General features: G+C 67.3%; 15 protein-coding genes. 11 read left to right on the forward strand and 4 right to left on the reverse strand.

Annotated elements, in window-relative coordinates:
- Window positions 1-321: 321 nt before the first annotated feature.
- A complete protein-coding gene (locus EOHIBHHM_RS21495) occupies window positions 322-450 on the reverse strand; it encodes a DUF8556 family small protein (RefSeq protein WP_280141215.1) in 129 nt (42 codons plus the stop codon).
- A 137-nt stretch (window positions 451-587) separates the two neighbouring features.
- Between EOHIBHHM_RS21495 and EOHIBHHM_RS21500 the strand changes: the two genes are divergently transcribed.
- The 3 genes from EOHIBHHM_RS21500 (at window position 588) to EOHIBHHM_RS21510 (ending at window position 2,540) form a co-directional block, all read left to right on the forward strand.
- A complete protein-coding gene (locus EOHIBHHM_RS21500) occupies window positions 588-1,883 on the forward strand; it encodes a 5'-deoxyadenosine deaminase (RefSeq protein ID WP_497258118.1) in 1,296 nt (431 codons plus the stop codon).
- Window positions 1,884-1,983: 100 nt separating this feature from the next.
- Window positions 1,984-2,337: a DUF8070 family membrane protein gene (locus EOHIBHHM_RS21505; protein WP_497258120.1), complete on the forward strand. Its 354-nt coding sequence runs from the start codon at window positions 1,984-1,986 to the stop codon at window positions 2,335-2,337.
- Window positions 2,334-2,540 (forward strand): hypothetical protein, encoded by a 207-nt coding sequence (locus EOHIBHHM_RS21510; RefSeq protein ID WP_497258122.1) that lies wholly within the window; start codon window positions 2,334-2,336, stop codon window positions 2,538-2,540. Before EOHIBHHM_RS21505 ends, EOHIBHHM_RS21510 begins: the two co-directional genes overlap by 4 nt.
- 105 nt (window positions 2,541-2,645) lie before the next feature.
- Here EOHIBHHM_RS21510 and EOHIBHHM_RS21515 read toward each other — a convergent pair whose 3' ends face one another.
- Window positions 2,646-2,894 carry a hypothetical protein gene (locus EOHIBHHM_RS21515; protein WP_497258124.1) on the reverse strand — a complete coding sequence of 83 codons (249 nt, stop codon included), beginning with the start codon at window positions 2,892-2,894 and terminating at the stop codon, window positions 2,646-2,648.
- Window positions 2,895-3,031: 137 nt separating this feature from the next.
- Between EOHIBHHM_RS21515 and EOHIBHHM_RS21520 the strand changes: the two genes are divergently transcribed.
- From EOHIBHHM_RS21520 to EOHIBHHM_RS21550, 7 genes are all read left to right on the forward strand, one after another.
- Window positions 3,032-3,187: a DUF7563 family protein gene (locus tag EOHIBHHM_RS21520; RefSeq protein WP_497258126.1), complete on the forward strand. Its 156-nt coding sequence runs from the start codon at window positions 3,032-3,034 to the stop codon at window positions 3,185-3,187.
- A gap of 481 nt (window positions 3,188-3,668) precedes the next feature.
- The gene (locus tag EOHIBHHM_RS21525; protein WP_497258128.1) at window positions 3,669-4,916 is read left to right on the forward strand and encodes an ABC transporter substrate-binding protein; all 1,248 of its coding nucleotides are present in this window, start codon (window positions 3,669-3,671) and stop codon (window positions 4,914-4,916) included.
- 1 nt (window position 4,917) lies between these two features.
- The gene (locus tag EOHIBHHM_RS21530; protein ID WP_497258130.1) at window positions 4,918-6,870 is read left to right on the forward strand and encodes an ABC transporter permease; all 1,953 of its coding nucleotides are present in this window, start codon (window positions 4,918-4,920) and stop codon (window positions 6,868-6,870) included.
- Window positions 6,870-7,676 (forward strand): ABC transporter ATP-binding protein, encoded by an 807-nt coding sequence (locus EOHIBHHM_RS21535; protein ID WP_497258132.1) that lies wholly within the window; start codon window positions 6,870-6,872, stop codon window positions 7,674-7,676. The genes EOHIBHHM_RS21530 and EOHIBHHM_RS21535 overlap by 1 nt, the downstream gene beginning before the upstream one ends.
- Window positions 7,673-8,392, forward strand: a complete 720-nt coding sequence (locus EOHIBHHM_RS21540) for an ABC transporter ATP-binding protein (RefSeq protein ID WP_497258134.1) — start codon at window positions 7,673-7,675, stop codon at window positions 8,390-8,392. The genes EOHIBHHM_RS21535 and EOHIBHHM_RS21540 overlap by 4 nt, the downstream gene beginning before the upstream one ends.
- A gap of 75 nt (window positions 8,393-8,467) precedes the next feature.
- On the forward strand, window positions 8,468-9,754 hold the full coding sequence (gene paaK / locus EOHIBHHM_RS21545; protein WP_497258136.1) for a phenylacetate--CoA ligase PaaK: 1,287 nt from the start codon (window positions 8,468-8,470) through the stop codon (window positions 9,752-9,754).
- A gap of 89 nt (window positions 9,755-9,843) precedes the next feature.
- A complete protein-coding gene (locus EOHIBHHM_RS21550; RefSeq protein WP_497258138.1) occupies window positions 9,844-10,356 on the forward strand; it encodes a hypothetical protein in 513 nt (170 codons plus the stop codon).
- Between the two features lie 3 nt (window positions 10,357-10,359).
- On the opposite strand, the gene EOHIBHHM_RS21555 is transcribed toward EOHIBHHM_RS21550, so the two are convergent.
- Complete coding sequence (locus EOHIBHHM_RS21555; RefSeq protein WP_497258140.1) at window positions 10,360-10,845, reverse strand: PaaI family thioesterase; 486 nt, start codon at window positions 10,843-10,845, stop codon at window positions 10,360-10,362.
- The gene (locus EOHIBHHM_RS21560) at window positions 10,842-11,324 is read right to left on the reverse strand and encodes a VOC family protein (RefSeq protein WP_497258142.1); all 483 of its coding nucleotides are present in this window, start codon (window positions 11,322-11,324) and stop codon (window positions 10,842-10,844) included. The genes EOHIBHHM_RS21555 and EOHIBHHM_RS21560 overlap by 4 nt, the downstream gene beginning before the upstream one ends.
- A gap of 195 nt (window positions 11,325-11,519) precedes the next feature.
- Between EOHIBHHM_RS21560 and EOHIBHHM_RS21565 the strand changes: the two genes are divergently transcribed.
- Complete coding sequence (locus tag EOHIBHHM_RS21565; RefSeq protein ID WP_497258144.1) at window positions 11,520-11,675, forward strand: hypothetical protein; 156 nt, start codon at window positions 11,520-11,522, stop codon at window positions 11,673-11,675.
- Window positions 11,676-11,702: the final 27 nt, after the last annotated feature.

Consider the following 11,702-nt stretch of genomic DNA (forward strand, 5'->3'; position numbering starts at 1 on the left):
GGCCGCACGAGGAGCGAACGAAGCGCCGTCGTCACCGCTCCTCGGGTGAGATAACAGCGCGGGAGAACTGGCGTCAGGCTTCGTGTACCCCTACCCGAAGGCCTGCCGCATCGACCCCGCGTTTCGTACTCGGTAGTGAGCACACCACCGGTATATGTTTTGTGCCGCTCCGGCGGGCGGCGGTCGGCCCGACGGCTGGACGGTCGGTGTCGAGGAGACGTCGCTTCCGAGGAGTGGCGACGCTTCTCAGCGGTGAACGGCGGCCGACGCGGTGCTGGCACGCGAATCGGTCGGCCGAGAACGAGCGGAACCCGAACCCGGTCAGTCGCCCGGGTTGTTGCCGCGCTGGTACTGCGCGACCATCTTCCACATCGTGTTGTCGAGGTTGTCCTCGCCCGACGCGTCCACGAGCTGCCGGTAGAGGGTGTCCGAGACGGTGATTTCTGGCATCACCCCACAGTATGACGTGAGGACGTAAAGTAGTACTGTAATACGTAATTGAGTAAATAAGCGGACGGGGCGACAGTTCGATCGGGGGAGCGACGACTCGCCGGGTTGATGTACGAGGGCCTCGTTCCGGAGGAGGGATGCTACTCAGCGGAACGGTCGTCGCCGATTCGGCGACGGTCATCGAAGACGGAGCGGTCGTCGTCGACGGGACGACCGTCGAGGCGATCGGAGAGCGATCGGACCTCGTCGAGCGGTACGCCGACCACGAGCGTCGCGACTACGACGTCGTCGCGCCGGGGATGGTCGGCAGTCACATCCACTCGGTGCAGAGTCTCGGGCGAGGCATCGCCGACGACACCGAACTCCTGGACTGGCTGTTCGATCACATCCTCCCGATGGAGGGGTCGATGAGCGCCGCGGAGATGCGGACGGCGGCGACGCTGGGCTATCTCGAACTCGTCGAGAGCGGAACGACCACCTGTATCGACCACCTCTCGGTGGCCCACGCCGAAGAGGCATTCGAGGCCGCCGGCGAGGTCGGAATCCGCGCGCTCATGGGGAAGGTGCTCATGGACAAGGAGTCACCCACCGACCTGCAGGAGAGCACCGACGAGGCGCTCGCCGAGTCCGAGCGCCTCATCCGGCAGTACCACGGCGCGTTCGGCGACCGCGTACGGTACGCAGTGACGCCGCGGTTCGCAGTCACCTGCTCGGAGGACTGTCTCCGGGGCGCACGCGACCTCGCCGACAGGTACGACGGCGTCCGCATTCACACCCACGCCAGCGAGAACAGAGGCGAGATCGCGACCGTCGAGGCCGACACCGGGATGCGAAACGTCCACTGGCTCGACGAGGTGGGACTGACGGGAGAGGACGTCGTACTCGCCCACTGCGTCCACACCGACGAGTCCGAGCGCGAGGTGCTCGCGGAGACGGGGACGCACGTCACTCACTGCCCGTCGTCGAACATGAAACTCGCCAGCGGCGTCGCGCCGGTGGGAGACTATCTCGACCGCGGTATCAACGTCGCGCTCGGCAACGACGGTCCGCCGTGCAACAACACGCTCGACCCGTTCACCGAGATGCGACAGGCGAGTCTGCTCCAGAAGGTCGACACACTAGACTCGACAGCGTTGCCCGCGCGAACCGTCTTCGAGATGGCGACGGTCAACGGCGCGAGAGCCGCCGGGTTCGAGCGCCTCGGGAAACTGAAGCCCGGGTGGAAAGCCGACGTCGTGGGACTCCGCACCGACACGAGTCGAGCGACGCCGGTCCACGACGTGCTCTCGCACCTCGTCTTCGCCACCCACGGCGACGACGTCGCGTTCACGATGGTCGACGGCGACGTGCTGCTCGACGACGGCGAGGTCGTCGGTGTCGACGCCGAAGCGATCCGAACGCAGGCACAGGAGTACGCCGAGACGTACGCATAGTCCGGGTCGGGGACGCGACGCTGGCGGACGCGGTTCGTGGCGTTCCGAGCGACGCCGACGCCGCAAGAGATTTATTTCGACTCTGTGAGTTTCCGTACAGATGTCGTCGACAGCGCTCGCCAGGGCGGTCGGGCTCTACACCGTCGCGTTGGCGCTCGGTACCGTCGCCGTCGCGGTGTTGCTCGTCGGTTCGGGGCTACTCGTACTGGGTCTCGCCGCGCTCGGACTGCTGTTGGCCGTCCTCGGCGGCGCGAGCGGCGGGTCGGTCGACTCGGGGCTCCCCAGCAGCCAGTCGACCTCGTTCGGGCTCGGCGAGAGCGTGAGCGTCGCCGCGGAGGGAGGTGGGTCGACGTCGTGGCGACTCCCCGGCCGCGCGGCGCTGCTGTTCTACGGCGTCGGGCTGGCCGGGTGGAGTATCGCCGCGCTGGCGACGCTCGGAGGCCGGTTGTCGTGACGGCCGTCGACCCGCCGCTCTCGGACGATCTCTGGGAAGAGGACGTACCGGAGGCGCCGACCGCACGGCCCGAGGCGGAGCTCGTCGCCGACGCGATGGCGGCGTTCTCGCTGTCGAAGTCGGAGGCCGAGGAGTTGGTCGCAGCGTACACCTCCCGACAGGTCGAGACGCTGCTGTTGCGTCACTGGCGGCAGTCGGAGTAGCCGCTCTCGGAGGGATCTCTCGTCGTCGACGGCACGGCGAACCTCGGCTGGCTCCCGTCGTCGAGCCTCACGGGAGCGATCGATGGAACGCTCCGAGAACCCCTCTCAGTCGCCGCCCTCGCCCTCGCCGGTCAGTTCGTTTATCGTTCTGACGAGGTCGATCACCGTTTCGAGGAACTGGTCGATCTCGCGTATCGTCTCTTCGAGTCCGCTCAACGTGTCGCCGTCGACCTGTCGGACCGTCTCGTCGCCGACCGACGCCGTCGGAGTGGTGGCCGTCGCCGTCGGCGCGACGCCGACGGTCGCGACGACCACCAGACAGGCGACCGCGACACCGCTCGCTCGAACGTTCATACAAGTACTCCCGGAGGGAACCACGTAGTCGCTACGGCCGTCGATGCGGGTCCACGACGGCGAACGCGTCCGAAACGTCGGTCACCAAACTGTTTTGGCATGACGACTATAGCCGTACACTTCATTACGAAGTATGTATGCCGGAATGCAGCAACTGTGGGTCGTTCGTCACCGTGGACTACGTGCGCGTCTTCGCGCCGAACGAGATGACCAACCCCCGGGTCTGTCCGCACTGTGAGGACATGGTCCGTGACGGACCCGACGTCCGAGAGGCCCGCAGCGTCCGACAGTAACGACCGAACCGACGCATCGCTCCGATAGACGCGCTATCGCGAAACCGCTCCCATCCGTTCTCCGAGACAGCTACCCCACCGAGCGGAGCGGCCGTCCCGAGTGACCCCGGCAGGTTCGAGCGGTCCGTCGCATCTCCCGCTAGTCACAAATTTTGAAAATTTTAAAATTTTCATCCGTCACAGAGTGACGGCTCATCGTCGTACCGCTAGACAGAATCCAGTCACTCCCCGTTTCGCACGGGCGGAGAACGATCATGAATTGCATGAACGGTCACTTTTTGGAGAGTCATCGCGACGCGTCGGGAGGTCATGTGGCCGGGAGCGACGTCGGTTCGACCGTGGCCCGTCCTGGGTACGAGCCGCAAGAGAGCACCTGGCAGACGGACAGGAGGCGCGTCCCGTCGACCGGTTCTTTCAGCGTTCGTGTCGACTCACCTAATACAATGATTAATATATGGGTATCCCTTCGGTTCGTTTGGTTATGAGTAGCAAGCCCCACGGAGAGCAGACAGACTCGGTCTCGACCAACAGACGTCGGTTTCTCGCGGGCGTCGGTGCGACGGGAGTCGCGGGACTCGCGGGCTGCCTCGGCAGCGTCGGCGGCGGCGGTGGCGACAGCATCACCTACGGCGCGTTGAACCCGATCTCGGGTGCGTACAGCAGCCTCGGTCCGGCCCAGCGGCGGGGGTCGGAGCTCGCGGTCCAACAGCTCAACGAGAGCGACGAGTTCGACGTCGAGATCGAGCTGGTGACGGCGGACACCGAGACCGACCCGACGCAGGCCCAGCAGGCGGCCGAGCGACTCGTCAGCCGGGACGGTGCGGACTATCTCGTCGGTGCCATCTCCAGTTCCGTCGCCATCGCGCTCAACGACTTCGCGCAGAGCGAGGAGGTGATCTACAACCCCGGTGCGGCGGCCGTCCCGGTCACCGGCGAGAACTGCAACGAGTACGTCTTCCGGTTCGAGACGAACACCGCACAGGTCGCGGAGGCGGTCTCGGAGTACACGGTGCAGAACCTCGGCACCAAGGTGTGGTTCCACATCGCCGACTACGCCTACGGGGAGTCGGTACTCAACCGCGTCCGGGCGCGGATGAAGCAGGCCGACGCGAACCTGGAGGTCGTCGGCACCTCCCGCTCGCAGCTGGGCGCGAGCAACTTCGACTCGTTCATCTCCGAGATCGCGAACTCCGAGGCCGAGGTCGCCGTCTTGGGGATGACCGGCGGCGACCTCATCAACTTCGTCAACCAGGCGAACGACCAGGGACTCAAAGAGCAGGTGAACCTGATGAGCCCGACGATGAGCTTCCAGGTCGTCCGCGGCGCGCTCGGCCCGGCCGCCGTCGGCACCTACGGCGGCGTCCGCTACCTCCCGAAGCTGGAGACCGGCGACAACCAGCAGTTCGTCCAGGCGTACCGCGAGGAGTTCGACGCCGACCCGGACAACTTCGCGCGCGTCGGCTACGAGTCCATCCGGATGACCGTCCGCGGCATCGCCGAGGCGGGGTCGACCGACCCCACCGAGGTCAAAGACAGCCTCGCGGGGATGCAGATGCCCACCATCTTCGGGCAGAACCAGTTCCGCACCTGTGACCAGCAGGCGGAGAACCCGACGTGGATGGGCGAACTCGTCGAGGGCGACGGCGAGATGGCCGACGTGGAGCTGCTGAGCAAGGTCGACGGACCGGACACGCTCCCCGACTGCAGCGAGACGGGCTGCAGCCTCTAACATGGCCGTCGGTACCGCCCTGCTGGAGCAGGTACTGAACGGACTCACCATCGGGATGGTGTACGTCCTGCTCGCGGCGGGGCTCTCGATCATCTTCGGCGTGATGGACGTCATCAACTTCGCCCACGGCGAGTTCTTCGCGCTCGGCGCGTACTTCGCGTTCGCGCTCGCCGTCGGCGCCGGTCCGGGCGGCTTCTGGATCGCACTGCTCGTCGCCCCCCTGCTCATCGCCGTCGTCGGCGCGGGCGTCGAACGGTTCACCATCAGACCGCTCTACGGCCGCAACCCGCTCTATCACATCCTCCTGACGTTCGGACTCGTCCTCATCTTCAAAGATCTCATCGACCTGATCTGGGGGACCCAACCCCGGCAGATCGCCCGCCCGGACGTGCTCTCGGGGACGGTCGAACTGTTCGGCTTCGACTACGCCGTCTACAGCTACTTCGTCATCGCCGTCGGCGCGGTCATCGCCCTCGGGACGTGGCTCGCACTCACCAAGACCCGCTACGGCCTCGTTATCCGTGCGGGGTCGATGGACCGCGACATGGTGCGCTATCTCGGTATCGACATCGACCGCTACTACACCGTCGTCTTCGCGTTCGGGGCCGCGCTGGCCGCCGTCGGCGGTATCGTCCTCGCCGGTCGCCAGAGCGTCAGCCCCGGGATGGGCGACCTCGTCATCATCCCGGCGTTCATCATCGTCGTGCTCGGCGGTCTCGGCAGCTTTCGGGGAGCCGTCGTCGGCGGTCTCGCGGTCGGCGTCATCCAGACGCTGATGCGGAGTTTCGTCCCCGCGCTGGAGGGGCTCGCCGTCTTCCTCTTGATGATCCTCGTGCTCCTCGTCCGCCCGCAGGGGCTGTTCGGCAACCCCGAGTGGGGGAGCCACGGCGACGAGGGGAAACTGCTCACCGCCGGCGGACACGGCGTGCTCACCCCGGAGCTCCGGCGGTGGCTCGGCATCGGCGTCGTCGCCGCACTCGCCGTCCTCCCGCTCGCACTCGGCCTCGTCGGCCAGTCGTACTACGTCAACACGCTCCTCGTCAACATCCTCGTCTGGGCGCTGTTCGCGCTGAGCCTCGACTTCGTGATGGGATACGCTGGACTCGTCTCGCTCGGCCACGTGCTGTTCTACGGCGTGGGTGCCTACGCGTCGGTACTGGTGCTCATCCATCTCGTCCCCTCGCTGTTCCTCGCGCTCGCCGTCGGCATCTGTCTGAGCGTCGTCGTCGCGTGGGTGGTCGGCCACCTCTCGATTCGGGTGGCCGGCGTCTACTTCGCGATGATCACCCTCGGCTTCGCCGAACTGTTCCACAGCGCCGTCTTCAAGTTCGAGTTCACCGGCGGCGACAACGGACTCTTCGGTATCGACCCGGTGTACGGGTTCGCGAGCGGCCCCGAGGTCGGTAGTGTCGAGATCATCGGCGGGGTCGAACTGTACTACTACGTCGTGCTCGTGCTCGTCGTCGGCTCGTACCTGCTGGCTCGCCAGCTCATGCGCGCCCCCTTCGGGAGCGTGCTGCAGTCGATCCGCGAGAGCGAACAGCGCACGGAGTTCGTCGGCTACGACGTGACTGCGTACAAGCGCCGGGCGTTCGTCGTCAGCGGCGGCCTCGCGTCCCTTGCAGGCGGTCTCGCAGCGGTCTCGACCGGTGGCGTCGCCCCGTCGTTCCTCGCGTGGATCAAGTCGGGTGAGGTCATCGTCATGACCATCCTCGGCGGGATGGGGACGCTCTACGGTCCGATGCTCGGAGCGGGGGTGTTCTTCGTCGCCAAGGAAGCCCTCCTGGGGTTCACCGAGCAGTGGCAGGGCGTGCTGGGCGTGCTGTTCGTGCTGTTCGTCATCTTCGTCCCGCGCGGGCTGGTCTCGCTACCCGGCGTGCTCGCGGCGCGGTTCGGGGGTCGCACGCGGGGTCCGGACGTCGTCGCCGACGACGACGTGGAGGTGACCGACTGATGGCGACGACCACGAGCGGCGACGACGTCGGCGACGCCGACACCACGGACACCGTCCTCGAGACACGCGATCTCGTCCGGCGGTTCGGCGAACTCGTCGCCACCGACGAGGTGAACCTCCGCGTCGAGCGCGGGGAGTTCCGCAGCGTCATCGGACCGAACGGGGCCGGGAAGACGACGCTTTTCAACCTCATCTCCGGCGCGCTCGCGCCCACCTCCGGGCAGGTCGTCTTCGAGGGCGAGGACGTGAGCGGACTCGCACCGCACGAGCGCGTCCGCCGCGGCATCGGCCGGTCGTTCCAGATCACGAACGTCTTCGCCGGGCTGAGCGTCCGCGAGAACGTCCGCGTCGCCGCCCAGTCGGTGTTCGACGACCGCATCTCGTTCCGCGATCGGTTCCTGCGCGGGGCCGACGAGTTCGACGACGTCAACGAACGCACCGAGTGGACGCTCGAACGAGTCGGCCTCGGCGACAGGGCCGACGAACGCGCCGGGTCGCTCGCCTACGGCGACCGCCGTCGCCTCGAGATCGGCCTCGTGCTCGCGACGGACCCGCAGGTCGTCCTGCTGGACGAGCCGACGGCGGGGATGAGCCGCGAGGAGACGCGGGCGACGATGCGCCTCATCGACGAGGTGCTCGCCGACCGCACTCTCTTGCTCATCGAACACGACATCGACCTCGTGATGAACGTCTCCGACCGCATCACCGTCCTCGACCGCGGGCGGGAGTTGGCGACGGGGACACCCGAAGAGGTGGCCGCGAACGAAGCGGTGCAGGCGGCGTATCTCGGGGGTGAGCGCCGGTGACCGACCCGCTTCTCGAACTGCGCGACGTGGAGGCGGGGTACGGCGAGACCCAGGTGTTGGAGGGCGTCTCGCTGGACGTCCACGCTGGCGAGACCGTCGCGCTCGTCGGTCGCAACGGCGTCGGCAAGACCACCACCCTGCGGTCGATCCTGGGGGCGGTGACGCCGACGGGCGGCCGGATCAGCTACGACGGCGAAGAGATCACGGCGCTCGACCCCGTCGAGACGGTCAGACGCGGCGTCGGCATCGTCCCCGAGGAACGGCGAGTGTTCCCGGGGCTCTCCGTCGAGGAGAACCTCCGCATCGGCAGCTACGGCGGCAGCGACACGCCGAACCGCCGCAGCGTCGACGAGGTGCTCGACACCTTCGAGAACCTCTCGCGGCGACGCGAGTCCCGCGGCGTCGACCTCAGCGGCGGCGAACAGCAGATGCTCTCGATCGGCCGCGCGCTCGTCGCTGGCGCGGACCTGCTGATGCTGGACGAACCGACCGAGGGGCTCGCGCCGCTCATCGTCGACCGCGTCGCCGACCTCGTCGCGGAGATCAACGACGAGGGGATCACCGTCCTGCTCGTCGAACAGAACGTCGCCGTCGCCCTCGAGCTGGCCGATCGGGTCTACATCCTCGACAAGGGGAGCGTCGCCTACGAGGGGACGCCGGCCGAACTGGAGGCCGACGAGCGCATCCTCGACCGCTATCTCGGCGTCAGCGTCTGAGCGCATCCTTCTTTCGACCGACGTGGCAGTGACTGACACACAAACGTATTTAACGGTAGAGGGTAGCGATTCTGTATGGTCTATAATGAGGTAGAAACCGCACCACGGGAGGACCTCGACGAACTGCAGAGCGAGCGCCTCCGGGAGACGGTCGCCCACGCCTACGAGCACGTCGACCACTACCGCGAGGCGCTGGACGAGGCGGGCGTGTCGCCCGAGGACGTCGAGAGCGTCGACGACATCGACAAACTGCCGTTCACGCGGAAGGAGGACTTTCGCGACGAGTACCCCGACGGGATGTTCGCGGTCGACTGGGCCGACGTCCGGCGCATCCACGCCTCCTCGGGGACGACGGGGAAACCGAAGGTCGTCTCCTACACGGAGGAGGACCTCGACGTCTGGCGCGAGGTGATGGCCCGGTCGCTCTACGCGGCGGGCGTCCGCGAAAACCAGGTCGTCCAGAACGCCTACGGCTACGGCCTCTTTACTGGAGGGTTGGGCTTCCACGACGGGATCCAGCAACTGGGCGCGTGCGTCGTCCCGACCGGCGGCGGCAACACGGCCCGACAGATCGACATGCTCCAGGACCTCGGGAGCGACGTGCTCTGCTGTACGCCCTCGTACTGTCTCTACCTCGCCGAGGCGGCCGAGAAGCGCGGCCTCGACGTCCGCGACCTGCCGCTGTCGACCGTCGTCATCGGCGCGGAGCCGTTCACCGACCCGATGCGCGAGGAGATCGAGGAAGCGCTCGGCGTCACCGCCGTCGACGTCTACGGTCTCTCCGAGATCATCGGCCCCGGCGTCTCCATCGAGTGCGCCCACGCTCAGGACGGCCTCCACATCTGGGAGGACCACTTCTACCCCGAGGTGGTCGACCCCGCGACGGGCGAGGTGCTGCCCGAGGGCGAGGAGGGCGAACTGGTGTTGACGACCCTCTCGAAGCAGGCGCTCCCCGTCCTTCGCTACCGCACTGGCGACATGACGACGCTGAACTACGACACCTGCGAGTGCGGTCGGACCTGCGTCCGCATGGGCAACGTCACCGGCCGGGCCGACGACCTGCTCATCGTCCGCGGCGTCAACGTCTACCCGAGTCAGATCGAGGAGGTGATGCTCGACCTCGAGGAGGTCGCCCCGCACTACCGGATCGACCTCCGGCGGGAGGACAACCTCGACCGCCTCGAACTGACGGTCGAACACCACGAGGACTACGACGGGTCGAGCGAGTCGCTCCGCCAGGAGGTGCAGGCCCGGTTGGAGGACGTCCTCGACGTGAAACCCGACAGCCTCGACATCGTCGCCCCGGGTCAGATCGGCCGGACCGAGGTCGGGAAGGTCCAGCGCGTCTACGACCACCGCTGAGCCGGACACTCGCCGCTCACCGCTCGCGTCGACGGCGAGAGCGAAGTTATGTTGCCTGCTAGCGTACAACACGGTGAGAGGGAGAGAGGATGTCGTCAGTTCACGTCACGCGATCTCGCGTCTGGGTCGCCGCCGTCCTCGCCGGCCTCGTCGGCGGCGTCGGCATGGGCGCAGTTCTGTACAGCACGACGAACGCCATGCCGCTCATCGGGGCGCTGTACGGCCAGCCGACGGCGCTCGGCGGGTGGCTGGCGCATCTGTTCAACAGCGTCGTCTTCGCGCTCGCGTTCGCGGCCGCAGTCACGTTGACGCCGCTGCGCGACTACGCGCGGAGCGTCGCCACGTGTGCCGGGCTCGGCGTCGGCTACGGCGCGCTCCTCGGCGTCGTCACCGGCGGACTCGTCCTCCCGGTGGCGCTGAACCTCGCCGGCGCGACGGCGCTCCCGGTACCGCTGTGGCCGATTCCGGGGGGGTCGCTCACGTTCGGCGTCGTCCTCGCGATCGGGCATCTCGTGTACGGACTCGGCCTCGGGACGGCGTTCGGCGTCGCGCTGGCCGTCCTCCCCACAGGAGCCGAGACGGAGACGATCGCCGAACACTGAACTTCAGGGCCGATAGACCCGTCCGCGGAACGTCGCCAGACGCTCGCCGTCGCCCTCGGTCGTGAGTACGACCTCGTACTCGCCGGTCCGTCTCGTCAGGTGCGTCTCCGTCGCCGTCGCGAGGACCGTCGTCCCGACGTCGACGGCGGCGAGGTAGGAGACGTTCGTCTCCAGCGCCACCGCCGTCTCGCCGTGGCTGTTGGAGGCGGCGGCGAACGCGGCGTCGGCCAGCGAGTAGATGGCCCCGCCGTGCGGCGTGCCGTGGAAGTTCACCAGATCGTCGGTGAGCGTCAGCGCCGTCGTCGCCGACCCGAGGCCGAGGTCGCGGAGTTCGATGCCGAGCGTCGCACAATAGGGGTCCGACTCGATACGCTCGCGGACGTCGGCGTCGACCGACTCGGCGGTCGAGCCGTCGCTCGTCGATCCGGTAGTTGCGGAGTCGCTCGCGTGGTCGTCGGGCGTCGCGTCGCCCGCCGGGTCGTCGGTCATCGCTCGCCTCCCAGCGGGACGCCGCCGACGTAGGCGGCCTCGGGGCCGCCGTGACGCGCCGCGTAGCCCTCGTGGTACTCCATCAGTTGGAACAGGACGCCTGTCGGGTTGCGCGGCGAGACGAACGCCTCGGTCCAGTCGTCGCGTTCGGTGACGTCGACGACGCGCACGCCGGCTGACTCGAGACTGTCGACGACGGCCCCCAGGTCGGCGACTTCGAGCGTGACGTGGTGGACGCCGGGGCCGTGTTCGGCGAGGAACTCGGTGAGGAAGCTCTCGGCACCCTCGCGCGGAGAGACGAGTTCGAGCCGTGAAGCGCCGCCCAGTTCGTAGGTCCCCCAGGTGAACGAGCCGTCGGGGCTCGGCTCCTCGTGTCGCTTCACCGCACCGAGGACCGTGAGCACCGCCTCCGCTTCCGGCACGGAATCGACGGCGATGCCGACGTGGTCGACACGGATCGATGTGTCGTGTGTGGACATGGTTGACGACTCGGCGCGCGCACCTTAACCGTACTCACGGAGCGGCGGCCGGAACACGCGCCGAGCTGCACCGTCGTTTCTGTAGGAAAGTCCGCAAAATCTCGTCGTTCTTTCGGCGATGTCGAGAAACTGCCGACGACTCTGTGATATCGTATCCCACACAATAGTTAATACAGTTTAGGGAGATGTCAGACCATGGACTCCGCCAGTCCGCCCGCCGACCGCATCGTTGGCAGTGACCGCCTCCGAACGCAGCCGGAGCAGACACTGGCGGGGAAACTTTTCGCGACACGCTGGAAGACAGATCGGTTCGACGCCGAGCCCACCGAGGGGCCGCTGAAACGCCGATAGCCGCGCGTTCGCAGTCTGCCGTCGACG

It is taken from the genome of Halogranum roseipondis (assembly GCF_059695585.1).